This window comes from Janthinobacterium darwini (assembly GCF_051380905.1).
Taxonomy (GTDB): domain Bacteria; phylum Pseudomonadota; class Gammaproteobacteria; order Burkholderiales; family Burkholderiaceae_D; genus Janthinobacterium.
This window is the reverse complement of the sequence record NZ_JBNYXX010000004.1, coordinates 260,778-284,682: the sequence shown is the minus strand read 5'-3', so window position 1 is coordinate 284,682 and position 23,905 is coordinate 260,778. Positions and strand designations below refer to the sequence as shown.

The window sequence follows — 23,905 nt, the reverse complement described above, 5'->3', positions numbered from 1 at the left end:
TACAGGTTTCTTGGGATTGCAAGACGGTTTGTACGGTGAAAACAGCCATTTCGGTGACTTTTCCACCGTTCGCGTTTGTCTCTGTGTTTTAAATAAAGATGTATACATAAAAATAGTAGTGATAGTAAACGGCCATTTTTTTGTGGATAAGTCGGTATACCGTCGAAAAATCATCGACTTAGCGTACAAAAAAGTAGGCGCACAAGCATTGTATCCAGCGAGGACTTGTTTGGGATAAAAATTGAGCTGTGGACAAAGATCGACTTTTCCCACATCTCATCCTGTGGATATGCAGGCACTTATCCACAGTGGCTAACAGAAATCACGGATTTTCTTGCTGTAGTGGCATGGTTAACGTGCTGTGCATGCATTGTTCTTGGTTTGCCAATCAAACTTGAGTGACCACGAATGTTGTTCTTTCGCGCATGCTGGCATCGAGGTGATTCCTGGCAGACGGTTTGGCAGTGGGTCTTGATGTCGTCGTTGGCTTTTTTTTGACGCTTCATGCATGCTTTTTTGGAAATATCTCCGGAGTTCCGCTTTTTTTATCGGTTTACAATAGATCTATATATAAAAATAGTAGTAATAGTAAACGCGGTTTTTTCTGTGGATAACTCCCTTTTTTTCAACAGGATCAACCGTTTACGCGCAAAATAAAGCGTGCATAATCGCTGTATCACGCGAGGAGCAAAATTGTATAAAATGCGGGCCTGCGCATAACTTCGTGTTTACTCACAAGTCATCCTGTGGATATCAAGTGACTTATCCACAATCGTTGTAAATTTCCCCTTTTTCGACATCGAATCGCCTGCTGGCCCTGTGCCTGATCAGGTTTGTTGACGTTTGCATTTTGCACAACGGTTTGGCAGTGCTGTGTGCGTGATGCCGACCGTGCCGGTTTTCGTCGCTCAGTTGTTGGCTGGATTTTTTTTTTGACAGCATGGGCAGCTTGCCGGCTTTTTTTTGACGAGAGGCTTGCCGATGTTGTTGACGGCGGACGGCAAGCAAAGTGCGCGTTGTCGGGTTTACCTTAATAAGTTCGTATACAAGAATAGTAATAGTAGTTAACGGTGACATCTTCTGTGGATAAGTCATGATTTGTCCTTGTAAACAATCGCTTGGCGTACGGATAAGCGCTGAGTAAGCGTTGTATCTGCCTGGGATGGTTTCTGGACAAAAAAACGTCGCTGAAAAATTTTTTCGTTTACGCACATATCGTCCCTGTGGATATCCATACGGTTATCCACAGCTTGCAGCCCCTGTTTTACCCTGCTTTTTAGCGTGCCGCGACGCTTGCTCGTACCGCTTGCCACGATTAATGTCGCCCTGGTCCGGCACTGGTGGTAATCTCAATGTGGCTCAACAGCAATGCATGCGTGAAGAAAGACAGACTCTGGTAACGGGACGCGGTGGGGAGACACACCGCGCGACAGCTTGATGGCATACCGAAAGGAGCTTCATTGGAATCAGCAGGCGAATACGACTACATCATCGTGGGTGGCGGCACGGCAGGTTGCGTGCTGGCCAACCGGCTCACACGCGACAAGGATGCCAACGTTTTGCTCGTGGAAGCGGGCGGCAAGGACGATTACGTGTGGATCCACATCCCCGTCGGCTATCTGCATTGCATCGGCAATCCCCGCACGGACTGGCTGTATTCCACGCAGGCAGACGCGGGATTGGGCGGGCGCAGCTTGATGTATCCGCGCGGCAAAGTGCTGGGAGGCAGTTCTTCCATCAACGGCATGATCTATATGCGGGGCCAGGCCGGCGATTACGACCACTGGGCCGACCTGACGGACGATGTGTCCTGGCGCTGGGACAAAGTCTTGCCGTTATTTAAGCAAAGCGAGGATTACTACGGCGGCGCCTCGGAAAACCATGGTGTTGGCGGGGAATGGCGCGTGGAAAAACAGCGGCTGTCCTGGGATATTTTGAATGCTTTCCGCGATGCGGCGCAGCAGGTCGGCATTCCGAAAACCAGCGATTTCAATGGAGGCGACAATAGCGGCAGCGCGTATTTCGACGTCAATCAACGCCGCGGCATACGCTGGAATACCTCGAAAGCGTTTTTGAAACCGGCCGCGCGGCGTCCGAATCTGACCATCATGACGGGTTGCCACGTGGAACGTCTGCTGCTGGAAACGACGGAAACGGGACCGCGCTGCACGGGAATCGTGTTTACGGGCGGCGGTACACAGTGGCAGGCGACGGCCAAACGGGAAACCTTGCTGACGGCGGGGGCCATCGGTTCTCCCCAATTGCTGCAATTGTCCGGCATCGGCCCGGCCGCCTTGCTGCAGCAGCATGGCATCGTTCCCGTGCTCGATGCCGCCGGCGTGGGAGGCAATTTGCAGGATCATTTGCAGCTGCGCATGGTCTTTAAAGTACAGGGCGTCAAGACCTTGAACGTGATGGCCAGCAATATCGTCGGCAAGATGCAGATAGGCTTGCAATACGCGCTGTTCCAGAGCGGGCCCATGTCAATGGCGCCGTCGCAGCTGGGCGCGTTTGCCAAGTCCGACCCGCAGCAAGCCACGCCGAACCTGCAATACCATGTGCAACCGCTGTCGCTGGACAAATTCGGCGAGCCGCTGCACGCGTTTCCCGCATTTACGGCCAGCGTCTGCAACCTGCGCCCCACCTCGCGTGGCCACGTGCACATCGCGTCGGCCGACAGCTATGCGGCGCCTGACATCGTGCCCAATTACCTCAGTACGCAGCAGGACCGCGCCGTCGCAGCTGACGCCCTGCGCCTGACGCGGGCCATCGCCGCCGCGCCGGCCCTGAAAAAATTTGCGCCGCAGGAATACAAGCCTGGCGTGCAATTCCAGAGCGAGGAAGAACTGGCGCAGGCGGCCAGTCAGATTGGCACCACCATTTTTCACCCCGTGGGTACCTGCCGCATGGGCCTGGCCAGCGATGCATCGAGCGTCGTCGACAGCCAGCTGCGCGTGCTCGGCGTGGCCGGCTTGCGCGTCGTCGATGCCTCCATCATGCCCTACATTACTTCTGGTAATACGAACTCGCCCACCGTGATGATCGCGGAAAAAGCGGCGCAAATGATACATGCGGCCTGGAAATGACTGCGTCAAAGCCCAGGTTTGCGCCATTCTGGCTGGCGAAAAATCCCCGTAGTTATACTGTATTGTGCGTTAAATTTAAGTTGTGTATTATAAAAATGACTAAGTAGTACAAAAAGTACAACTAGGAGACACGATGTCAAACGTAATCTTGGAAACAAGAAATTTGACCAAGGAATTCAAGGGTTTCACCGCAGTGAGCGAGGTGAACCTGCAGGTAGAGCGGGGCCATATCCACGCCTTGATCGGTCCTAACGGCGCCGGCAAGACCACGTGTTTCAACTTGCTCACCAAATTCCTGGTCCCCACTTCCGGGCAGATCCTGTTCAATGGAAAAGACATCACGGCCGCCAAACCGGCCCAGATCGCCCGCATGGGCGTGATCCGTTCCTTTCAGATTTCCGCTGTCTTCCCGCATTTGTCCGTGCTGCAAAACGTGCGCATCGGCTTGCAGCGCCAATTGGGCACCTCATTCCATTTCTGGCAAAGTGAGCGTTCCCTGAACCAGCTCAACGACCGCGCCATGGCCTTGCTGGCCGAAGTCGACCTGACGGAGTTTGCCGACACCATCACGGTCGACATGCCGTATGGACGCAAGCGGGCGCTGGAAATTGCCACCACTTTGGCGATGGAGCCGGAAATGATGCTGCTTGACGAGCCGACGCAGGGCATGGGCCACGAAGACGTGCACCGTGTGACGGAACTGATCAAGAAGGTCTCGGCTGGCCGCACGATTTTGATGGTGGAACACAATATGAGCGTGGTCTCCGGCATCTGCGACAAGATTTCCGTCCTGCAGCGCGGCGCCATGCTGGCCGAAGGCAGTTACGCGGAAGTGTCGCGCAACCCGCAAGTGATGGAAGCGTACATGGGCACCACCCACGCCGAGCTCGAAGGGGCGCATTGATGACGACACAAGTGAATGGCAGCGCACCCGCGCTGGAAATTGCACAACTGCACACCTGGTATGGCGAATCGCACATCTTGCATGACGTGAATTTGAAAGTGGAGCAGGGCGAAGTGGTAACTTTGCTGGGCCGCAACGGCGCCGGACGCACGACCACCTTGCGCGCCATCATGGGCTTGACGGGGGCGCGCACGGGCTCCATCAAAGTCAACGGCGTCGAAGCGATAGGTTTGCCCACGCACAAAATCGCCCACCTGGGCATCGGGTATTGTCCCGAAGAGCGCGGCATTTTTTCATCGCTGTCGACGGAGGAAAACCTGATGCTGCCACCGACCCTGGCCAGTGGCGAGAAGGGCATGTCAGTGGAGGAAATCTATGCCATGTTCCCGAATTTGCAGGAACGTCGCCATAGCCAGGGCACGCGATTGTCGGGCGGGGAACAGCAGATGCTGGCCGTGGCGCGCATCCTGCGCACGGGCGCGCGCCTGCTGCTGCTCGATGAAATTTCCGAAGGCCTGGCGCCCGTCATCGTGCAAGGGCTGGCGCGCATGATTACCACCCTCAAAGCAAAGGGTTACACCATCGTCATGGTGGAACAGAATTTCCGGTTTGCCGCACCGCTGGCAGACCGGTTTTATGTGATGGAGCACGGTCAGATCGTCGAGACTTTTGCTGCATCCGAACTGGAAGCCAAGATGCCGGTATTGACCGAGCTGCTTGGCGTGTAATGCCCATGTAGTTCCGTATCGTCGTCGAGCAATCGTTTAAATAGCAAACAATAATCCCAACGGAGACTCTATGAAACGTAACGCTATCGCCATTGCCACCGCCACTCTTTGCGCACTGGGCTTTTCCGCTGCCGCGCACGCCCAGGTGTCGGGCGACACCATCAAGATCGGTTTTATCTCCGACATGTCGGGCGTGTATTCCGACGTCGACGGCCTCGGTGGCGCGGAAGCCATCAAGATGGCGATCGCCGATGCCGGCGTGGTACTGGCCGGCAAGAAGGTGGAATTCATTTCCGCAGACCATCAAAATAAGGCCGACATCGCTGCCTCGAAGGCGCGTGAATGGTTCGACCAGCAAGGCGTCGACATGCTGATCGGCGGCACCAATTCCGGCGCCAGCCTGGCCATGGCCAAGGTGGCGGCGGAAAAGAAGAAAATTTTTATTGCCATCGGCGCCGGCTCCTCGCGCCTGACAAATGAAGAATGTACTCCTTACACCGTGCATTACGCCTACGACACTGTGGCGCTGGCGCGCGGTACGGGCGGCACCATCGTCAAGCAGGGCGGCAAGAGCTGGTATTTCATGACGGCCGACTACGCGTTTGGGCATTCGCTGGAAAAGGACACGGCCGAGGTCGTCAAGGCGGCTGGCGGCAAGGTGCTGGGCAGCGTCAAGCATCCGCTGGGCGCCTCGGATTTTTCTTCCTTCCTGCTGCAGGCGCAGGCAGCCAAGCCGCAAATCCTGGGCCTGGCCAATGCGGGCGGCGACGCCATCAACAGCATCAAGGCGGCCAACGAGTTCGGCCTGACGAAATCGATGAAGCTGGCCGGCTTGCTGATCTTCATCAACGACATCCATTCGCTGGGCTTGAACCTGACGCAAGGCATGTACCTGACCGACGGCTGGTACTGGGACTTGAATGCGGAAACGCGCGCCTGGTCGAAACGCTATTTCGCCAAGATGAAGAAAGAGCCGTCGATGCTGCAGGCAGCCGACTATTCGGCCGCGGCGAACTACCTGAAAGCCGTCAAGGCGATCGGCACGGATGACACCGAGAAAGTCATGGCGTATCTGAAAAAGACCAAGATCAACGACATGTTTACCCAGAATGGCGAAGTGCGCCCTGATGGCCGCATGGTGCACGATATGTATTTGATGGAAGTGAAGAAGCCATCCGAGTCGAAATACCCATGGGATTACTACAAGGTGGTTGCCACCGTGTCCGGTACGCAAGCCTATGTGACCAAGGCTGAATCGAAGTGTTCACTGTGGAAGTAACGCTGTAGCCATACCTGCGGATCGCCCGCCGCTGCGCGGGCGATCTGTCCTGCATGCTCTTCGCTTGCAGGGTTCGCCTTGCGCCGCCGCACCAGTCCGGTCTGCGGTGGCGTGTTTCCCTTGATACCACACCGCTACCCGGCGGTGCTTTTTATACTGTGATGCCATGGAAATTTTCGGCGTTCCATTACAAGCGATGATGAGCCAGCTGCTGCTGGGTCTCGTCAACGGCTCGTTCTATGCCATGTTGTCCCTCGGTCTGGCCGTCATCTTCGGCTTGCTCAATGTCATTAATTTCTCGCACGGCGCCATGTATATGATGGGCGCCTTCCTGGCCTGGATGGGCCTCAGCTATTTCGACATCAATTACTGGGCTATGCTGGTCATCGCCCCTATCCTCGTTGGCCTGGTCGGCATCCTGATCGAAAAGACCATGCTGCGCTGGTTGTATAAACTCGACCACCTGTATGGCTTGCTGTTGACCTTCGGCATCACCCTGATCATGGAAGGCGTGTTCCGCTCCTTCTATGGCGTTTCGGGCCAGCCGTATGCCGTGCCGGAAGCGCTGGCCGGCGCGACGGACCTGGGCTTCATGATTTTGCCGAACTACCGCGCCTGGGTGGTGATCGCCTCGCTTTCCGTGTGCCTCGCCACGTGGTTCGTCATCGAAAAAACCAAGCTGGGCGCCTACCTGCGGGCCGGCACGGAAAACCCGAAACTGGTAGAAGCGTTCGGCATCAACGTGCCGCTGATGGTGACGTTGACGTTTGGCTTCGGCGTGGCGCTGGCCGGTTTCGCCGGTGTGCTGGCCGCGCCCATCATTCAGGTTTCCCCGCTGATGGGCTCGAACCTGATCATCGTCGTGTTTGCCGTAGTGGTGATCGGCGGCATGGGTTCCATCATGGGCTCCATCCTGACGGGCCTGGGCCTGGGCGTGATCGAGGGCCTGACCCGCGTGTTCTACCCGGAAGGCTCGGCCACTGTGGTTTTCGTGGTGATGGTCATCGTGCTGCTGCTGCGTCCCGCCGGCCTGTTCGGCAAAGAAAAGTAATCCTCATCAGTCATGTATTGGAGCTACCACGATGAATAAGAATGTAGGCTACGCCATTGCCTTGCTGCTGGCGTTGGCGGCCCCGTTTTACGGCTATCCCGTCTTCCTGATGAAGTTGCTGTGCTTTGCCCTGTTTGCCTGTGCCTTTAACTTGCTGATCGGCTACACGGGCTTGCTGTCGTTTGGCCATGCGGCCTTCTTTGGCGGCGCCGGCTATGTCACCGGCTACGCGCTGCGCACCTGGGGCTGGCCGACGGAATTGGGTCTGCTGGCCGGCGTCGCCACGGGTGCCCTGCTGGGCCTGGTGATCGGCGGCCTGGCGATCCGCCGCCAAGGTATTTACTTTACGATGATTACCCTGGCACTGGCGCAGATGGTGTACTTCCTTGCCTTGCGTCTGCCATTCACGGGCGGCGAGGATGGCTTGCAGGGTGTTCCACGTGGAACCTTGCTGGGCATGATAGACCTGGGCAATGACACGGTGCTGTACTACGTGGTGCTGGCCATCTTCATCGCTGGCTTCGCCCTGATCGTGCGCACCATCCACTCGCCGTTCGGCCAAGTGCTCAAGGCCATCAAGGAAAACGAACCGCGCGCCATCTCGCTGGGCTACGACGTCAACAAGTACAAGCTGATGGCCATCGTGCTGTCCGCTTCGCTGGCCGCCCTGGCCGGCGCCACCAAGACCCTGGTGCTGGGCTTTGAAACCCTGACCGATGTGTACTGGGGCATGTCTGGCCTGGTCGTGTTGATGACACTGGTGGGCGGCATGGGCACGATGGCGGGCCCCATCCTCGGCGCCGTGCTGATCATCGCCCTGGAAAACAAGCTGGGCGATGTCGGTACCTATCTGGCCACGCACACGGGCATCGAATGGTTCGGCACCCTGGGCGAATCGGTGGGCATGGTCACTGGCGTGATTTTCGTCATCTGCGTGCTGCTGTTCCGGCGCGGCATCGTCGGCGAAGCCATCGCGCGCTTCGGCGGCAGGGCCGCCAAGGCCGCTGTCTGATTTTCAAGCAACGCCGGACGGATAGTCCGGCGTTTTTCATTGTGCGTCCACTGTTACCTCAACGGAGAGAACCACCATGCAAATGACGATCACGCGCACGGGGAGCGGCCTGTGTACCCTGCTGGCGTTGGCAGCCTGCGGCAGCAACCATGCACCGGAAGAACTGAATCAGATACCCAGTTATCTGGGCACGATCGCGCGCGCCGACTACGACGGCAAGACCAATGATTTACTCACGGCCGGCCTGGGCAAGACGGGGCTGGCGGGCGTCGCGCCCGCGTATGCGAATGCGGAGCAGCCGACGCCGGCAGAACTGCGCCGCAATGCAATCTACGCCAATTACCGTGCCGTGCTCGACATTGCCGCCAACAGCGGCTATGGCACCCTGTACGGACCGAACGTCGATGCGTCGGGGAACGTGGGCACGGGCGAGGGCCTGGTGGCCGGCAGTGAATACATCGCCTATGCGGATGATGGCACGGGCAAGAAGAATGTCACCTTGATGGTGCAGGTGCCGGCCAGCTTCGATCCCGAGCATGCCTGCATCGTCACGGGCACGTCGAGTGGCTCGCGCGGCATCTACGGCGCCATCGGCAGCTCGGGCGAATGGGGCCTGAAGAAGGGCTGCGCCGTGGCATATGCGGACAAGGGTTCCGGCACAGGGCTGTATGTGTTTGAAGACGACAGCGTCAATCTGCAGAACGGCGTGCGCGCGGGAAGGGTGGCTGCCGGCAAGAGTGCGCTCTTTGTGCCCGACTTGAACGACGCGGACCGGCTGGCCTGGGCCGCCGCTTATCCGAACCGTATCGCCTTCAAGCATGCACACTCGCAGCAGAACCCGGAGAAGGATTGGGGCAAGGTGACCTTGCAGGCGGTCGAGATGGCGTATTACGTCTTGAACGAGCGCTATGGCGTGCTGGCCCGCGACGGCAGTTCGCGCATCGTGCGGCTGACGCCGAAGAACACCATCACGATCGCGTCGAGCATTTCCAACGGTGCCGGCTCGGCCTTGCTGGCGGCGGAGCAGGATAGCAAGGGCTTGATCAGTGGCGTGGCCGCCAGCGAGCCGCAGGTCCAGCCTGCGGCATCGAGTGCCTACAGCGTGCGGCAGGGCGGGGTGCAGTTGGCCAATCCGGGCCGCGCGCTATACGACTACGCCACCTATGCGGCGCTGTACCAGCCGTGCATCGCTTCCGTGGCCGGCAATGCGGGACGCTGCACGGCGCTGGTCGCCAAGGGCTTATTGAATGGCGCCGACCTGGCGGCGCAGCAGGCGGATGCGAAGCAGCGCTTGCGCGCGTATGGCTGGTTGCTTGACTCCGATCCGCTGCAAGCCGCGCACGCGGGCACGAATATCCTGGTGGCCGTCACGTATGCCTATGCCTATGGGAAATTTTCCGTGACGGACAAGGTGTGCGGTTTCACGTTTGCGCAGACGGATGGCAGCGGCAATCCGGTCGCTTTCACTTCGGCGCAAAAGGCGGCCAGCTTTGCGGCGCAAAACGGCATCCTTGGCAGTGTCGTGTACGAGAACAGCGTGGGCGGCGCCAAGGGCTACACGGCCGGCGTGTCACCCTCGACCGGTCTGGCGGACCAGTCGCTCGATGGCTTCCTGTGTCTGCGCAGCCTGGCGACGGGCAAGGATGCCGTCAGCGGCGCCAACTTGCAGGGCACCCTGGACGGGCAGAGCGTGCGCGTGCGGGCGGGCATGGCCGAGGTAGCGGCCAGCGGAAAACTGCAAGCCAAACCGGCCATCATCGTGCAGGGACGCAGCGATACTCTGATTCCCGTCAATCATGCCTCGCGCGCCTACCTGGGATTGAACGCAGCGGTGGAAGGGACGAATAGCAAACTGCGCTATATCGAGGTGACCAACGCCAACCACTTCGATTCCTTCAGCAGCGCCTTGCCGACCCTGATCGTGCCCTTGCATGTGTACCTGAACCGGGCACTCGACGCAATGTATGCGCATTTGTCTGCCAAGCAAGCCTTGCCGCCCTCGCAGGTGGTGCGCACAGTGACGCGTACCGATGCGTCGACCTTGATCACGAATGTCAACGTGCCGGCGATAGCGGCAACGCCTGCGGCTGGCAATGCGATCAGCGTGACGGGCACGGTAGTGGATGTGCCCAACTAGCGTCAGTTTGCATATCGCCCGAGAGCCACGTCGAGTACGTGGCTTTTTTTTGAGCGCTTACAGCGCGGCCGCATAGATGGCGCGGGCATCAAGACGCGTGACGGGCCGAGGATTGTTGCCTAGCAAGCGCGTCTGTAGCATGGCCTCGTCGGCCAGGCGATCCAGGTCGCTGGCCGCGATGCCCACCTCGCGCAGGGTGCGCGCGATCCCTGTCGCCAGGGCGATGTCATGCATGGCGTCGATCAGGGCCACGGCGCGCGCTTCCTCGCTGCCCGTGATGCCGGGTTGCACGACGGCCGCCAGTTGCGCATACAGGGGCGCCGCGTGGGGCAGATTGAAGCGCAGCACGTGTGGCAACACCAGCGCATTCGACAGGCCATGTGGCACGTGGAACATGCCGCCAATGGGATAAGCGAGCGCGTGCACGGCCGCCACGGGGGCATTGGCAAACGCCTGGCCGGCCAGCATGGCGCCGAGCAACATGGCCTCGCGCGCCGGCAAGTTGCTGCCATCGCGGCAGGCCGTGAGCAGATTGCCGGACAGCAGTGACAGCGCCTGCATGGCCAGCATATCGGACAATGGATTTTTCAGCAGGCGGCTGGTGTACGCTTCGATGGCGTGCACCATGGCATCGATGCCGGTGGCGGCTGTCACGGCGGGTGGCAAGCCCAGGGTCAGGCTGGCGTCGAGGATGGCCAGGTCTGCATACAGTTGCGGCGCGACCACGCCCATCTTGCTGGTGGCACCCGTGGTGACGATGGCGATCTGCGTCACTTCCGAGCCCGTGCCGGCCGTGGTCGGCAATTGCACCAGGGGCAGGCGCTGGCCGTTGACATTGCCGATGCCATACAGTTGCGCCAAATCCTGGTGGCCGGGAGCCAGTACAGCCACCAGCTTGGCCACATCCAGCGAGCTGCCGCCACCGAGACCGATAATCAGTTCCACGTGAAACATCCGGGCCTGGGCGACGCCGGCCAGCACGATCGCTTCGGGCGGATCGGCTTGCACCTCGGAAAAGACACGCACGTCGATACCCGCCGTTCGCAAACTATGCAGCGGAGCATCGGCGAGTCCCGTGCGCAGAAAACCTGCATCGGTGACGAGCAGGGCACGGCGCACCGTGGGGAAGTGATGGGCGATATGGGCGCCCAGCTGGGCGGCGGCGCCCGCTTCAATAATCAGGTGCGGCACGGTGCGGAACTGGAAGGCGGGCATGCAGACTCCTGACAACAAGGACAGAAGCCAAGCTTACTCCGCTTTTCCGCCCTGCGTATGTTTCACGTGGAACCAGACGCCGCGGGCTATTCCCATTCCAGCGCGCCGCGTTTCCATTCATACGCCAGGCCGATGGCCAGTACACTCAAAAAACCCATGACAGCCCAGAAGCCGGGCAAGCCGAGTTCGTTCACGTTGGCCGCCCACGGCATCAGGAAGATCACCTCGATATCGAACAGGATGAAGAGGATGGCGACCAGGTAGAAGCGGATGTCGAACTTCATGCGCGCATCGCCGAACGCTTCGAAGCCGCATTCGTACGGCGACAGCTTGTGCGGATCGGGCTTGTGCGGACCCAGCACGCGTCCCAGCAGCATGGGCACGATGCCGACCAGGATGCCGATCAGAATGAACAGGAGGACGGGAAAATAGTTTTCGAGGAGCATGGGGGTTCCTCTCAGTGGCTGGAAGACAGCTTCATCAGCACGATGCCGCACACGATGAGGACGGCGGCGCACACGCGCATGGTGCTGATTTGCTCGCCCAGAAACACGATACCGACGATGAAGGCGCCGACGGCGCCGATGCCGGTCCAGATGGTGTAAGCCGTGCCCAAGGGGAGGGTGCGCATTGCAATCGACAGCAAGCCGAAGCTGGCGATCATCATGACCACGGTAATCACGGAGGGAGTCAGTTTGGTGAAACTCTCGGAGAGTTTCATCGAGTATGCCCACACAACTTCAAGCATGCCGGCAATGAGTAAAAGTATCCAGGCCATGGCGGCTCCTTATACAGAGCGGGCCGTCCCGGTGTGTGCCCATGATGGGGGAGGCCGTCCTCCTGGATGATCGTCACTATGGCCACTGGCGTGACTACGGTTGCGGACGATGCGGCAATTGTAGCAAACATTGCAGGACACTGCAGCCCCATCCTGGAGCTTGTTGAGTGTTCCACGTGAAACAGAAATCGCCGTTTACTCGCCCGTGCTGAGTAAAAATTAAGCAAAAATTGGCCCGACGAAGGTTGCGCTAGCAAAAAGACTCTATAATCGGAGCTCTCTTCCCGCATTTTTACTTGCACTGTTACCTATTTATCATGTTATTTCCTACAGAATTCGACGTCATCGTTGTCGGTGGTGGTCACGCCGGTACCGAGGCGGCCCTCGCTTCCGCCCGCATGGGGCAGAAGACGCTATTGCTCACGCATAATATTGAGACATTGGGCCAGATGTCGTGCAATCCCTCCATCGGTGGCATCGGCAAGGGCCACCTGGTCAAGGAGGTCGATGCCATGGGCGGCGCGATGGCGATTGCCACCGACGAATCCGGCATCCAGTTCCGCATCCTGAACTCGTCGAAAGGCCCTGCAGTACGCGCCACGCGCGCTCAGGCTGATCGGCTTCTTTACAAAGCCGCCATCCGCACGCGCCTGGAAAATCAGCCTAATTTATGGCTGTTCCAGCAAGCCGTCGATGATTTGATCGTCGAAGGCGACCGGGTCGTCGGCGCCGTGACGCAGATCGGCTTGAAGTTTCTGGCCCGCGCCGTGGTGCTCACGGCCGGTACCTTCCTCGATGGCAAGATCCACGTGGGCTTGAATAACTACTCGGCCGGCCGCGCCGGCGACCCGCCTGCCATTTCGCTTTCGGCTCGGTTAAAAGAGCTGAAACTGCCGCAGGGTCGTTTGAAAACGGGCACGCCGCCGCGCATCGATGGCCGCACAATCGACTTTTCCGTCATGCAGGAACAGCCGGGCGACCTCGATCCCGTACCCGTCTTTTCCGTCATGGGCAACACGGCCATGCACCCGCGCCAGGTGCCGTGCTGGGTCACGCATACGAATAGCCAGACGCACGACATCATCCGTGCCGGCCTGGACCGCAGCCCCATGTACACGGGCGTCATCGAGGGCGTGGGTCCCCGGTATTGCCCTTCCATCGAAGACAAGATCCACCGTTTCTCGGGCAAGGAATCGCACCAGATCTTCCTCGAACCGGAAGGTTTGACGACGCATGAGTTCTATCCGAATGGCATCTCCACGAGCCTGCCGTTCGACGTACAGATCGCCCTGGTGCAATCGATGAAAGGCATGGAAAACGCCCACATCCTGCGTCCCGGCTATGCCATCGAATACGATTACTTCGACCCGCGCGGCTTGAAGGCCTCGCTGGAAACGAAGGCCGTGGCTGGCCTGTTCTTTGCCGGCCAGATCAACGGCACCACCGGCTACGAAGAAGCGGCCGCGCAAGGCATGCTGGCGGGCCTGAATGCGGCCTTGCTGACGCAGGACAAGGAAGCCTGGGTACCGGGCCGCTCCGAGGCGTATCTGGGCGTGCTGGTCGACGATCTGATCACCCAGGGCGTGCAGGAACCGTACCGCATGTTCACCAGCCGCGCGGAGTACCGCCTGAGCCTGCGCGAAGACAATGCCGACATGCGCCTGACGGAAATCGGCCGTACTTTGGGCTGCGTGGGCGACGCCCAATGGCAAGCCTTCGAAACGAAGCGCGAAGCGGTGGCGCTGGAACTGCAGCGCCTGCGTTCCACCTGGGTCAATCCGCGCATCCTGGCGGCCGCCGAATCGGAACGTATCGTCGGCCAAGCCATCGAGCGCGAATACTCGCTGGCGGACCTGCTGTGCCGCCCGAACGTGGCCTACGATACCCTGATGAGCATGACGGGCATGGAAGGTCAGGCCCTGGCCGGCCCCGGCGTGGAAGACCCCGCCGTGCGCGAACAGGTGGAAATCCAGCTCAAATACGCGGGCTACATCGAGCGCCAGAGCAAGGAAATCGAGCGACACGAACACTATGAAAACCTGGCCCTGCCGGCCGGTTTCAACTACCTCGATATCGGCGCGCTGTCGGTCGAAGTGCGGCAAAAACTCGACAAACAGCGCCCTGAAACCCTGGGCCAGGCATCGCGTATTTCCGGCGTGACGCCGGCGGCGATTTCGCTGCTGCTGGTGCATTTGAAAAAGCGCGGCTTCGGTGCCGCGCAGACCACCACTTTAAAGGATGAGGTTGTTGAATGAAGCAGTTTGACCGGGCCGCACTGGCCCCCATTTTGAATGAAGGCATCGCCGCGCTGGAGCTGGACCTGAGCGCGGATCAGACGGAAAAACTGCTCGATTACCTGGCCTTGCTGGCCAAATGGAATAGCGTGTACAACCTGACGTCGGTGCGCGATCCGCTGCAGATGCTGACCTTGCACGTACTCGATTCGCTGGCGGCCGTGCCGGCGTTCGCTCATGCAAAAAATGTACTCGACGTGGGCGCCGGCGGCGGCTTGCCGGGCATGGTACTGGCCATCGCGCGGCCCGATATCCAAGTGTCGATGATCGACACCGTGCATAAAAAGACGGCATTTTTGACGCAGGTGAAGGCCGAACTGGGCTTGAGCAACGTCACCGTGTACACGAAGCGTGTGGAGCAGCTGGAAGTGCAGCAGAAATTCGACGTGATTACCTCGCGCGCCTTTGCTGACCTGTCCGACTTCGTCAACTGGTCGAACCATGTGCTGGCCGAGGGCGGGCAATTCATCGCCTTGAAAGGGGTGGCACCGCCAGACGAGCGCGAGCGACTGCCGGCAGACTGGCAAGTGACACAATTGCGGCCTATCCAGGTGCCAGGGCTAAATGCAGAGCGTCATCTGGTCTTTATAGCAAGAATTTAAAGGCCGCTGAATTAAATGGTATAAATCATATAAACAGTTTATGCGGTATAAATAATATAAACCGTATAAACGATTTGTATCGTATAAATGAAATAAATAGTATAAATCGTTTCGGCGGGATGCCGGGGCGCACGATGAAGTTTGCATCTCTTTACAACTAGAAGATACATGGCCAAAATTTTTTGTGTAGCAAATCAAAAGGGTGGTGTTGGTAAAACCACAACAAGCGTCAACCTCTCCGCCGGTCTGGCCAAGTTGAACCAGCGCGTGCTGCTGGTCGACCTCGACCCGCAGGGCAATGCGACCATGGGCGCCGGCATCAACAAGGCCGGCTTGAAGGCGTCCACCTATGAAGTCATGTTGGGCGAGTCCGATGTCAAGACGGCACGCCAGCGTTCGGAAGCGGGGCGCTTCGATGTCTTGCCGTCGAACCGCGAACTGGCAGGTGCCGAAGTCGAGATGGTGGAACTGGACAACCGCGAACGCCGCCTGAAGGATGCGCTGGCCGAAGTCGACAGCGAATACGATTTCATCCTCGTTGATTGTCCGCCGGCATTATCGATGCTGACCCTGAACGGCCTGTGCGCCGCACATGGCGTGATCATCCCGATGCAGTGCGAGTACTACGCGCTGGAAGGCTTGTCCGACCTGGTCAACACCATCAAGAAGGTGCATGCCAACCTGAACCCGGATCTGAAGATCATCGGTCTCTTGCGCGTGATGTTCGATCCACGCATGACATTATCGCAACAAGTGTCGGCCCAGCTGGAGCAGCACTTTGGCGACAAGGTCTTCAATACCATCATCCCGCGCAATGTCCGCCTGGCCGAAGCGCCATCGTACGGCCTGCCCGGAGTGACCTTCGACCCGAGCTCGAAAGGTGCCCAGGCGTATATCGCCTTCGGCGCCGAGATGGTCGAACGTATCAAACATATGTAAACAAAGGGCGAGCGACTCCCATGGAATAATGTGAGCGCTTACTCCGAAAACACGATTAGGACAGCATGGCTACGAAAAAATTAAAAGGACTGGGTCGCGGACTCGACGCCCTCCTGGGTGGCGGCGGCGACTTCGCCAGTCCGGACACGCATCAACCCTCCAGCTTGCCCGTGTCACAAATGCAAGCTGGCAAGTACCAGCCGCGCACGCGCATGGACGAGGGGGCCCTGAACGAACTGGCCGCCTCGATCAAGGCGCAAGGACTGATGCAGCCCATCCTGGTGCGTCCGATCGGGCAAGACACCCTGAGCGGACTTGTTAAATATGAAATTATTGCCGGTGAGCGCCGTTTCCGCGCCTCGCAGTTGGCCGGCCTGACGGAAGTACCGGTGCTGGTGCGCGATGTGGACGACCTGGCCGCCGCCGCGATGGCGCTGATCGAGAACATCCAGCGCGAAGACCTGAACCCGCTGGAAGAAGCGCAGGGCATCCACCGCCTGATCGCCGACTTCAATTTTACGCATGAGCAAGCGGCCACTGCGCTGGGACGCTCGCGCAGCGCGGTGTCGAACCTGTTGCGCCTGATGAACCTGGCAAGTCCCGTGCAGACCATGCTGATGGCTGGCGATATCGACATGGGCCATGCGCGTGCCTTGCTGGCGGTCGATGCGGCCAGCCAGATCAATCTGGCCAACCAGGTCGTGGCCAAGCGCCTGTCGGTACGCGAAACGGAAAAGCTGGTGACGCGGACCGCCGAAGAAGCGGCCAACCCCGTCGAACCGCGGCAAAAGGAAAAGTCCGGCGACATCGCGCGCTTGGAAGAAGAGTTGTCCGATGCGCTGGCCACGCCCGTGGTGTTCAAGATGGGCAACAAAGGCCGTGGCCAATTAGTGATCGATTTTGCCGATCTTGACGTGCTCGATGGTTTGTTGACCCGCTTGCGTGGTTAAATAGCAAGCTGCAAAGACATGGGAAGTGTGGGTGTGGACAATCCGGCCATGCTTTCCAGATGCACCACGTGATTCCTTGATAACACGGCTGGAAGCGGCCAGACAAGCGACTTTGCCATATAGTGGTGCAAATGGCGGCGAATAGTCGGTAAAGCGTCAGTTTCACGCAGCAATCGCCCTGCTGCGGTGCAGCAACGTTTGACTCTATAGAACAAAGCCAACTATAATCCCGTGTCTTTGCGTGTGTAGATTTTTCTGGGAACTTGGCAATTGAGTGATTCACAACAAAGTATTGCCAAGCCAGTCTACAAAGTAGTTGCCTTGCAGCTAGCAATCGTAATCAGTTTTGCCACGCTCACCTTGTTTTTCGGTGGCAGTGTCAGAGGCTGGTCAGCCGCATGCGGCGGTGCGATCGCCGTTGCCGGCAGTCTAGCGTATGCCTTGCTGGTGGTTCGCGGTAGTAGCGACGCCAAAAAGGCTTTTCGCGCGCACTTGCGTGCGGAAATGGTGAAAATATTTATTACAGCGGTGCTGTTTATATTGGCACTGGTGTTGTTTCAGTCGGCCGCCTGGTTATGGCTGATCTTGGGTTTCGCGGTGGCAACCTTAGCATACTGGTTTTCATTGCTCGCTGTTTAATCATTGGTTTTGGGGCCTGTTGTGCTCTGAAACGACAAATCTAAATTCATTATGACCACAGAACACGCTATTGAAGCGGGCCATGCTGCCCCGGCCAACGCCACAGAATACATCAGCCACCATTTGGCCCACTTGAAAAGCGCCGATGGCGCCTTCAACCTGGACACATTCTGGGTGTCTGCCATCATGGGCTTTGTTTTCCTTGCCGTTTTCTACATGGCTTCACGCCGTGCGACGGCCGGTGTTCCTGGCAAACTGCAAAACTTCGTCGAAATGATCATGGAAATGGTCAATGAGACTATTAATGGGGCCTTCCACGCAAAAAGCAAGATCATCGCGCCGCTGGCCATCACGATTTTCGTGTGGGTCTGGTTGTTGAACGCAATGGACTTCTTGCCGGTTGACCTGCTGCCGACAGTGTTGAGCTGGTTTGGCGTGCACAAGCTGCGCGTGGTGCCGACCGCCGACGTGAACCATACTTTTGCGATGTCGTTCTCGGTAGTTCTGTGCATTATCGCGTTTTCCGTCAAGGCCAAGGGCCTGGGCGGCTGGATCAAGGAATTGTTTACCGCGCCTTTCCATGCAAGTGGCATCATCGGCACGATCTTGTTGGCACCAGTTAATTTCTTGCTGCAAATGGTTGAGTTGGTTGCAAAACTGATCTCCCTGTCGCTGCGACTGTTCGGCAATATGTATGCCGGTGAGCTGATTTTCATCTTGATCGCGTTGTTGCCTTGGTGGGCACAGTGGGCGTTGGGTGGTCCATGGGCAATTTTCCATATCTTGATTGTAACTTTGCAAGCTTTTGTGTTTATGGCGTTGACGGTTGTGTATCTGAGCCTCGCGGTTGAGAAACATTAATCATTAACTTTATATTTTGTTTTTTTAGTATCTTTCGTTTTTAAATTTAGGAGAATTTTATGCAAGCTCTGATCGCACAAGTACAAAGCATGACCGTTCTGGCAGCAGCAATCATCATCGGCCTGGCCGCAATCGGCACCGCTCTGGGCTTCGCTATTCTGGGTGGCAAATTCCTGGAAGCTTCGGCACGTCAACCAGAACTGATGCCACAACTGCAAACCAAACTGTTCGTTATCGCTGGTCTGCTGGATGCTATCTCGATGATCGGCGTTGGTATCGCTCTGCTGTACACGTTCGCTAACCCGTTCCTGTCCGCTCTGACGGCTGTTGCTCAGTAATTCGCTCCAACCCTAGGAGAAACTTTTAGTTAGGAGCAAAGGTATGGACATCAATATGTCGCTCATCGGCCAGATGATCACCTTCGCGGTGTTGGTCTGGTTCTCGATGAAGTTCGTATTTCCAGCGCTGAACACAGCGCTGGATGAGCGTGCCAAACGAATCGCGGATGGATTGGCTGCGGCCGATCAAGGTCAAGCTTCGATGGCTGTCGCTGAAAAGCGTGCGCAAGAGGCATTGAACAGTGCACGTGAAGAAGCGTCGCAACGCGTTGCGGACGCTGAAAAGCGCGCGCAGCTGGTTGCTGAAGAGATCAAGCAAAATGCACAAGCTGAAGCTGCGCGTATCATTGCGCAAGCCCAGTCGGACGCCGAACAGCAACTGTCGAAAGCACGCGAACAATTGCGCGCTCAGGTGGCTGACCTGGCTGTCAAGGGTGCCGAGCAGATCTTGAAGCGTGAAGTCAACGCTACGGCTCACGCCGAAATGTTGCAGCGTCTTGCTGTCGAGCTGTAATCATGGCAGAACTCGCAACCGTCGCCCGTCCCTACGCGGAAGCTTTGTTCCGCGTAGCCCAAGCTGGTAAGGAGTCAAGCAACCTCGCGGCGTGGTCCGAACTGGTGTCCGAACTGGCACAGATCGGTAGCCACCCCGAGGTACAGGCGTACGCGCGCAATCCGAAAGTTTCGGAAAGCGACGTTGCCGCCACCATCCTGTCGTTGTTGAAATCGCCGCTCAATGAGGAAGTGAAAAACTTCGTCACGTTGTTGATCGAAAATGGCCGCATCAGCCTGCTGCCGGAAATCGGCGCGCAATTCCATACCTTGAAAAATGGTCTGGAAGGTGCGGCTGACGCCGAGATCACGAGCGCTTTCGATCTGAGCGAAGGCCAAACGGCCGAGCTGGTCGCAACGCTGGAAAAGAAATTCAGTCGTAAGCTCAACCCTGCCGTCACAGTGGATCCATCGCTGCTCGGCGGCGTGCGCGTGGTTGTTGGCGACCAAGTGCTCGATACCTCGGTGCGCGCCAAGCTGCAGCAACTGCACGCTGCATTGGTGTCGTAAGACACGCGCTTCGGCAGGCCAGCTAAGACAGACCCTTACCCCTCGCGCAAGCTGAGAGAAACACTTTTAGGAGTTAGTATGCAACTCAACCCATCTGAAATCAGCGAGTTGATCAAGAGCCGGATCCAAGGTCTTGACGGCGGCGCTGAAGTGCGTAATCAAGGCACGGTTATTTCCGTCGCCGACGGTATCTGCCGCATCCACGGTTTGTCGGACGTGATGCAAGGCGAGATGCTGGAATTCCCAGGCAACACGTTTGGCCTGGCAATGAATCTGGAACGCGACTCCGTCGGTTCCGTGATTCTGGGTGCCTACGAGCACATCTCCGAAGGCGACACGGTGAAATGCACCGGCCGCATTCTGGAAGTGCCAATTGGTCCTGAGCTGCTCGGCCGCGTTGTCAACGCGCTGGGTCAGCCAATCGACGGCAAAGGCGCCATCGACACGAAACTGACGGCCGCGATTGAAAAAATCGCTCCGGGCGTTATCGCCCGTGAGTCCGTTTCGCAACCAATGCAAACCGGCCTGAAGTCGATCGATGCGATGGTTCCAGTTGGCCGCGGCCAGCGCGAACTGATCATCGGCGACCGTCAAACCGGCAAGTCGGCTGTGGCGATTGATGCGATCATCAATCAAAAAGGCCAGGGCATGAAATGTATCTACGTCGCGATTGGCCAAAAAGCCTCGTCGATCAAGAACATCGTGCGCTCGCTGGAACAGCACGGCGCGATGGAATACACCATCGTTGTCGCCGCTTCCGCTTCGGAATCGGCCGCCATGCAATACATCTCCCCGTACTCCGGTTGCGCCATGGGCGAATACTTCCGTGACCGCGGTGAAGATGCACTGATCGTCTACGATGATCTGTCCAAACAAGCTGTTGCATACCGTCAAATCTCGCTGCTGCTGCGCCGTCCACCAGGTCGTGAAGCGTACCCAGGCGACGTGTTCTACCTGCACAGCCGCCTGCTGGAACGCGCAGCACGCGTGAACGCCGACTACGTCGAGAAGTTCACCGACGGCGCCGTCAAAGGCAAGACCGGTTCCCTGACGGCACTGCCGATCATTGAAACGCAAGCTGGCGACGTGTCCGCATTCGTTCCAACCAACGTGATTTCGATTACCGACGGTCAGATCTTCCTGGAAACCTCGCTGTTCAACGCCGGTATCCGTCCTGCAATTAACGCCGGTATTTCCGTATCGCGCGTCGGTGGCGCCGCCCAGACCAAGGTCATCAAAAACCTGTCCGGCGGTATCCGTACCGACTTGGCGCAGTACCGTGAACTGGCCGCGTTTGCGCAGTTCGCTTCGGACCTGGATGAATCGACCCGCAAGCAGCTGGACCGTGGTGCCCGCGTAACGGAATTGCTCAAGCAAGCCCAGTACTCGCCACTGTCGATCTCGCTGATGGCCGTATCGCTGTTCTCGGTGAACAAAGGCTTCATGGACGACGTGCCAGTCAAGCAAGTGCTGTCGTTCGAAGCTGGTGTCCACGCTTACATGAAGACCAAGCAAGCTGCTCTGCTGGCCAAGATCGAAGAAACCAAGCAACTCGACAAAGACAGCGAAGCAACTCTGTCGGCGGCCATTGCTGATTTCAAGAAATCCGGCGCATATTAAGCGGCCAGGCGGCGCCCACCTTGAGTGAGGCGCCGCCCTACGCGCAGAAGGAGTAAGGACTCATGGCATCAAGCAAAGAGATACGAGGCAAGATCAAGAGCGTAGAGAATACGAAGAAGATCACCAAGGCGATGGAAATGGTCGCCGCGTCCAAAATGCGCAAGGCGCAAGACCGGATGCGGGCCGCCCGTCCCTACAGTGACAAGATTCGGAATATCGCCGCCAATCTGGCGACCGCCAATCCGGAATACACGCACCCGTTCCTGGCAGCTGCCCAGGGTACGCAAGCGAAGGCAGTGGGTTTCATCGTTGTCACGACCGACAAGGGTCTGTGCGGCGGCATGAACACCAACATCCTGCGCCAGGTGACGTCGAAGTCGCGCGAGCTGGAAGCAGCTGGCAACCGGATTGAAGCAGTTGCCATCGGTAACAAGGGTTTGGGTTTTTTGAATCGCATCGGCGTCAAGATCATTGCGCACGCCATTCAAACCGGTGATACGCCCCACCTGGACAAATTGATCGGACCCGTCAAGGTCATGCTCGAAGAGTTCCAGGCAGGCAAGATCGATGCAGTGTACCTGTGCTACACCAAATTCATCAACACGATGAAACAGGAACCAGTCGTGGAGCAATTGCTGCCTCTGACGGCCGACAAGATGGTTGCCGACAAGGGCGCCCACACGTGGGATTACATCTACGAGCCGGATGCGCAAAGCGTGATCGACGAATTGCTGGAGCGCTATGTAGAAGCGCTGGTGTACCAGGCAGTCGCGGAGAATCTGGCGTCCGAGCAATCGGCACGGATGGTCGCGATGAAAGCTGCAAGCGACAACGCGGGTAGTGTGATCGGCGAATTGAAGCTGATCTACAACAAGACCCGCCAAGCTGCGATTACCAAAGAACTCTCCGAAATCGTCGCCGGTGCGGCTGCGGTTTAAACGAATTTAACTATATTGAAGGAACGAACATGGCTGATGGCAAAATCGTTCAGTGTATCGGCGCTGTGGTGGACGTTGAGTTTCCCCGCAACGCGATGCCTAAGGTATTTGATGCCTTGAAGATGGCAGGCTCGGAACTGACCCTGGAAGTACAACAGCAGTTGGGCGACGGTATTGTCCGTACCATTGCACTCGGCACGTCCGATGGCTTGCGTCGCGGCATGATGATCCAGAACACCGGCAAACCTATCATGGTGCCAGTCGGTAAAGCAACGCTGGGTCGCATCATGGACGTGCTGGGCAACCCGATCGACGAATGCGGCCCAGTGTCGCACGAACAGATCGCGTCGATCCACCGCACCGCTCCTGCATACGACGAACTGTCGCCATCGCAAGAACTGCTGGAAACCGGCATCAAGGTGATCGACCTGGTTTGCCCGTTTGCAAAAGGCGGTAAAGTTGGTCTGTTCGGCGGCGCTGGCGTAGGCAAGACCGTCAACATGATGGAACTGATTAACAACATCGCCAAAGCGCACAGCGGCGTGTCCGTGTTCGCCGGTGTGGGTGAGCGTACTCGTGAAGGTAACGACTTCTACCACGAGATGGCTGACGCGAAAGTGGTCGATCTGGAAAATCCAGAGAACTCCAAAGTTGCGATGGTCTACGGTCAGATGAATGAACCGCCAGGTAACCGTCTGCGCGTTGCGCTGACCGGCCTGACGATCGCTGAATCGTTCCGTGATGAAGGCAAGGACGTTCTGTTCTTCGTCGACAACATCTACCGCTTTACGCTGGCTGGTACCGAAGTATCGGCACTGCTGGGCCGTATGCCGTCGGCTGTGGGTTACCAACCGACCCTGGCTGAAGAAATGGGCCGTCTGCAAGAGCGTATCACGTCGACCAAGACCGGTTCGATCACCTCGATCCAGGCCGTCTACGTTCCAGCCGATGATTACACCGATCCATCGCCTGCTACCACGTTTGCTCACTTGGATTCGACCGTTGCGCTGTCGCGTGACATCGCTTCCCTGGGTATCTACCCAGCTGTGGACCCACTGGATTCGACCTCGCGTCAGCTGGATCCGTTGATCGTTGGTCAAGAGCACTATGACACCGCGCGTGCCGTGCAAACGACCCTGCAACGCTACAAGGAATTGCGCGACATTATCGCGATTCTGGGTATGGACGAGCTGGCACCGGAAGACAAGCTGCTGGTGGCCCGCGCACGTAAGATGCAGCGTTTCCTGTCGCAGCCTTTCCACGTCGCTGAAGTCTTTACCGGCGCGCCTGGTAAATACGTTTCGCTCAAAGACACGATCAAGGGCTTCAAAATGATCGCTTCGGGCGAACTCGATCACCTGCCGGAACAAGCGTTCTACATGGTCGGCACGATCGAAGAAGCAATCGAAAAAGCCAAGAAACTTAACTAAGTTAAGTCTGGGCCTAACCCCGCCCCTTACCAGGCGGGGTTC

General features: G+C 57.9%; 23 protein-coding genes. 19 read left to right on the top strand and 4 right to left on the bottom strand.

The genetic code is table 11. The features are described from left to right. Window positions 1-762: 762 nt before the first annotated feature. Window positions 763-1,095: a hypothetical protein gene (locus ACQ4WZ_RS22575; RefSeq protein ID WP_436574564.1), complete on the bottom strand. Its 333-nt coding sequence runs from the start codon at window positions 1,093-1,095 to the stop codon at window positions 763-765. A 365-nt stretch (window positions 1,096-1,460) separates the two neighbouring features. Here ACQ4WZ_RS22575 and ACQ4WZ_RS22570 point away from each other — a divergent pair, with 365 nt between their 5' ends. The 7 genes from ACQ4WZ_RS22570 to ACQ4WZ_RS22540 all read left to right on the top strand — a co-directional run bounded on the left by ACQ4WZ_RS22570 (window position 1,461) and on the right by ACQ4WZ_RS22540 (window position 10,197). Next, window positions 1,461-3,086, top strand: a complete 1,626-nt coding sequence (locus tag ACQ4WZ_RS22570; protein WP_436574563.1) for a GMC family oxidoreductase — start codon at window positions 1,461-1,463, stop codon at window positions 3,084-3,086. A 133-nt stretch (window positions 3,087-3,219) separates the two neighbouring features. After that, window positions 3,220-3,990: an ABC transporter ATP-binding protein gene (locus ACQ4WZ_RS22565; protein ID WP_101483351.1), complete on the top strand. Its 771-nt coding sequence runs from the start codon at window positions 3,220-3,222 to the stop codon at window positions 3,988-3,990. After that, window positions 3,990-4,718, top strand: coding sequence for an ABC transporter ATP-binding protein (locus ACQ4WZ_RS22560; RefSeq protein ID WP_101483352.1), 729 nt, complete (start codon window positions 3,990-3,992; stop codon window positions 4,716-4,718). Before ACQ4WZ_RS22565 ends, ACQ4WZ_RS22560 begins: the two co-directional genes overlap by 1 nt. 70 nt (window positions 4,719-4,788) lie before the next feature. Beyond that, the gene (locus ACQ4WZ_RS22555) at window positions 4,789-5,997 is read left to right on the top strand and encodes an ABC transporter substrate-binding protein (RefSeq protein ID WP_436574562.1); all 1,209 of its coding nucleotides are present in this window, start codon (window positions 4,789-4,791) and stop codon (window positions 5,995-5,997) included. A 166-nt stretch (window positions 5,998-6,163) separates the two neighbouring features. Continuing rightward, a complete protein-coding gene (locus ACQ4WZ_RS22550) occupies window positions 6,164-7,048 on the top strand; it encodes a branched-chain amino acid ABC transporter permease (protein WP_070288905.1) in 885 nt (294 codons plus the stop codon). 31 nt (window positions 7,049-7,079) lie between these two features. Then, window positions 7,080-8,060 carry a branched-chain amino acid ABC transporter permease gene (locus ACQ4WZ_RS22545; RefSeq protein WP_101483354.1) on the top strand — a complete coding sequence of 327 codons (981 nt, stop codon included), beginning with the start codon at window positions 7,080-7,082 and terminating at the stop codon, window positions 8,058-8,060. A gap of 76 nt (window positions 8,061-8,136) precedes the next feature. Beyond that, entirely contained in the window at window positions 8,137-10,197 is a 2,061-nt protein-coding gene (locus ACQ4WZ_RS22540) for a 3-hydroxybutyrate oligomer hydrolase family protein (RefSeq protein WP_436574561.1), read from the top strand. 57 nt (window positions 10,198-10,254) lie between these two features. Here the strand turns inward: ACQ4WZ_RS22540 and ACQ4WZ_RS22535 are convergent, their stop codons facing one another. The 3 genes from ACQ4WZ_RS22535 to ACQ4WZ_RS22525 form a co-directional block, all read right to left on the bottom strand. After that, a complete protein-coding gene (locus ACQ4WZ_RS22535) occupies window positions 10,255-11,412 on the bottom strand; it encodes an iron-containing alcohol dehydrogenase (RefSeq protein ID WP_436574560.1) in 1,158 nt (385 codons plus the stop codon). 86 nt (window positions 11,413-11,498) lie between these two features. Next, window positions 11,499-11,858: an NADH-quinone oxidoreductase subunit A gene (locus ACQ4WZ_RS22530; RefSeq protein WP_101483357.1), complete on the bottom strand. Its 360-nt coding sequence runs from the start codon at window positions 11,856-11,858 to the stop codon at window positions 11,499-11,501. A gap of 11 nt (window positions 11,859-11,869) precedes the next feature. After that, window positions 11,870-12,190: a DMT family transporter gene (locus ACQ4WZ_RS22525; RefSeq protein ID WP_101483358.1), complete on the bottom strand. Its 321-nt coding sequence runs from the start codon at window positions 12,188-12,190 to the stop codon at window positions 11,870-11,872. 317 nt (window positions 12,191-12,507) lie between these two features. Here ACQ4WZ_RS22525 and mnmG point away from each other — a divergent pair, with 317 nt between their 5' ends. The 12 genes from mnmG to atpD all read left to right on the top strand — a co-directional run bounded on the left by mnmG (window position 12,508) and on the right by atpD (window position 23,863). After that, the gene (mnmG, locus tag ACQ4WZ_RS22520; protein WP_101483359.1) at window positions 12,508-14,445 is read left to right on the top strand and encodes a tRNA uridine-5-carboxymethylaminomethyl(34) synthesis enzyme MnmG; all 1,938 of its coding nucleotides are present in this window, start codon (window positions 12,508-12,510) and stop codon (window positions 14,443-14,445) included. After that, entirely contained in the window at window positions 14,442-15,086 is a 645-nt protein-coding gene (rsmG, locus tag ACQ4WZ_RS22515; RefSeq protein WP_101483360.1) for a 16S rRNA (guanine(527)-N(7))-methyltransferase RsmG, read from the top strand. The genes mnmG and rsmG overlap by 4 nt, the downstream gene beginning before the upstream one ends. A gap of 168 nt (window positions 15,087-15,254) precedes the next feature. Further along, window positions 15,255-16,025: a ParA family protein gene (locus ACQ4WZ_RS22510; RefSeq protein WP_046681849.1), complete on the top strand. Its 771-nt coding sequence runs from the start codon at window positions 15,255-15,257 to the stop codon at window positions 16,023-16,025. Between the two features lie 65 nt (window positions 16,026-16,090). Next, complete coding sequence (locus ACQ4WZ_RS22505) at window positions 16,091-16,975, top strand: ParB/RepB/Spo0J family partition protein (protein WP_101483361.1); 885 nt, start codon at window positions 16,091-16,093, stop codon at window positions 16,973-16,975. A 270-nt stretch (window positions 16,976-17,245) separates the two neighbouring features. Beyond that, window positions 17,246-17,614 (top strand): ATP synthase subunit I, encoded by a 369-nt coding sequence (locus ACQ4WZ_RS22500; RefSeq protein ID WP_101483362.1) that lies wholly within the window; start codon window positions 17,246-17,248, stop codon window positions 17,612-17,614. Window positions 17,615-17,665: 51 nt separating this feature from the next. Further along, complete coding sequence (atpB, locus tag ACQ4WZ_RS22495; RefSeq protein WP_071080010.1) at window positions 17,666-18,475, top strand: F0F1 ATP synthase subunit A; 810 nt, start codon at window positions 17,666-17,668, stop codon at window positions 18,473-18,475. Between the two features lie 59 nt (window positions 18,476-18,534). Next, entirely contained in the window at window positions 18,535-18,813 is a 279-nt protein-coding gene (atpE, locus tag ACQ4WZ_RS22490) for a F0F1 ATP synthase subunit C (RefSeq protein ID WP_071080009.1), read from the top strand. A 43-nt stretch (window positions 18,814-18,856) separates the two neighbouring features. Further along, window positions 18,857-19,327: a F0F1 ATP synthase subunit B gene (locus ACQ4WZ_RS22485; RefSeq protein WP_099761157.1), complete on the top strand. Its 471-nt coding sequence runs from the start codon at window positions 18,857-18,859 to the stop codon at window positions 19,325-19,327. A gap of 2 nt (window positions 19,328-19,329) precedes the next feature. Further along, window positions 19,330-19,875, top strand: a complete 546-nt coding sequence (locus ACQ4WZ_RS22480) for a F0F1 ATP synthase subunit delta (protein ID WP_010393786.1) — start codon at window positions 19,330-19,332, stop codon at window positions 19,873-19,875. 78 nt (window positions 19,876-19,953) lie between these two features. After that, window positions 19,954-21,495: a F0F1 ATP synthase subunit alpha gene (gene atpA, locus ACQ4WZ_RS22475; RefSeq protein WP_071080007.1), complete on the top strand. Its 1,542-nt coding sequence runs from the start codon at window positions 19,954-19,956 to the stop codon at window positions 21,493-21,495. A gap of 62 nt (window positions 21,496-21,557) precedes the next feature. Next, window positions 21,558-22,433, top strand: coding sequence for a F0F1 ATP synthase subunit gamma (gene atpG / locus ACQ4WZ_RS22470; protein ID WP_101483363.1), 876 nt, complete (start codon window positions 21,558-21,560; stop codon window positions 22,431-22,433). Between the two features lie 29 nt (window positions 22,434-22,462). Next, the gene (atpD, locus tag ACQ4WZ_RS22465) at window positions 22,463-23,863 is read left to right on the top strand and encodes a F0F1 ATP synthase subunit beta (protein ID WP_101483364.1); all 1,401 of its coding nucleotides are present in this window, start codon (window positions 22,463-22,465) and stop codon (window positions 23,861-23,863) included. Window positions 23,864-23,905 lie beyond the last annotated feature (42 nt).

Coding starts and splice junctions, on each gene's coding strand:
- ACQ4WZ_RS22575 (WP_436574564.1), bottom strand. CDS start 1,095: ATGACTTATCCACAGAAGATGTCACCGTTAACTACTATTACTATTCTT.
- ACQ4WZ_RS22565 (WP_101483351.1), top strand. CDS start 3,220: ATGTCAAACGTAATCTTGGAAACAAGAAATTTGACCAAGGAATTCAAG.
- ACQ4WZ_RS22560 (WP_101483352.1), top strand. CDS start 3,990: ATGACGACACAAGTGAATGGCAGCGCACCCGCGCTGGAAATTGCACAA.
- ACQ4WZ_RS22555 (WP_436574562.1), top strand. CDS start 4,789: ATGAAACGTAACGCTATCGCCATTGCCACCGCCACTCTTTGCGCACTG.
- ACQ4WZ_RS22550 (WP_070288905.1), top strand. CDS start 6,164: ATGGAAATTTTCGGCGTTCCATTACAAGCGATGATGAGCCAGCTGCTG.
- ACQ4WZ_RS22545 (WP_101483354.1), top strand. CDS start 7,080: ATGAATAAGAATGTAGGCTACGCCATTGCCTTGCTGCTGGCGTTGGCG.
- ACQ4WZ_RS22540 (WP_436574561.1), top strand. CDS start 8,137: ATGCAAATGACGATCACGCGCACGGGGAGCGGCCTGTGTACCCTGCTG.
- ACQ4WZ_RS22535 (WP_436574560.1), bottom strand. CDS start 11,412: ATGCCCGCCTTCCAGTTCCGCACCGTGCCGCACCTGATTATTGAAGCG.
- ACQ4WZ_RS22530 (WP_101483357.1), bottom strand. CDS start 11,858: ATGCTCCTCGAAAACTATTTTCCCGTCCTCCTGTTCATTCTGATCGGC.
- ACQ4WZ_RS22525 (WP_101483358.1), bottom strand. CDS start 12,190: ATGGCCTGGATACTTTTACTCATTGCCGGCATGCTTGAAGTTGTGTGG.
- mnmG (WP_101483359.1), top strand. CDS start 12,508: ATGTTATTTCCTACAGAATTCGACGTCATCGTTGTCGGTGGTGGTCAC.
- rsmG (WP_101483360.1), top strand. CDS start 14,442: ATGAAGCAGTTTGACCGGGCCGCACTGGCCCCCATTTTGAATGAAGGC.
- ACQ4WZ_RS22510 (WP_046681849.1), top strand. CDS start 15,255: ATGGCCAAAATTTTTTGTGTAGCAAATCAAAAGGGTGGTGTTGGTAAA.
- ACQ4WZ_RS22505 (WP_101483361.1), top strand. CDS start 16,091: ATGGCTACGAAAAAATTAAAAGGACTGGGTCGCGGACTCGACGCCCTC.
- atpB (WP_071080010.1), top strand. CDS start 17,666: ATGACCACAGAACACGCTATTGAAGCGGGCCATGCTGCCCCGGCCAAC.
- atpE (WP_071080009.1), top strand. CDS start 18,535: ATGCAAGCTCTGATCGCACAAGTACAAAGCATGACCGTTCTGGCAGCA.
- ACQ4WZ_RS22485 (WP_099761157.1), top strand. CDS start 18,857: ATGGACATCAATATGTCGCTCATCGGCCAGATGATCACCTTCGCGGTG.
- ACQ4WZ_RS22480 (WP_010393786.1), top strand. CDS start 19,330: ATGGCAGAACTCGCAACCGTCGCCCGTCCCTACGCGGAAGCTTTGTTC.
- atpA (WP_071080007.1), top strand. CDS start 19,954: ATGCAACTCAACCCATCTGAAATCAGCGAGTTGATCAAGAGCCGGATC.
- atpG (WP_101483363.1), top strand. CDS start 21,558: ATGGCATCAAGCAAAGAGATACGAGGCAAGATCAAGAGCGTAGAGAAT.
- atpD (WP_101483364.1), top strand. CDS start 22,463: ATGGCTGATGGCAAAATCGTTCAGTGTATCGGCGCTGTGGTGGACGTT.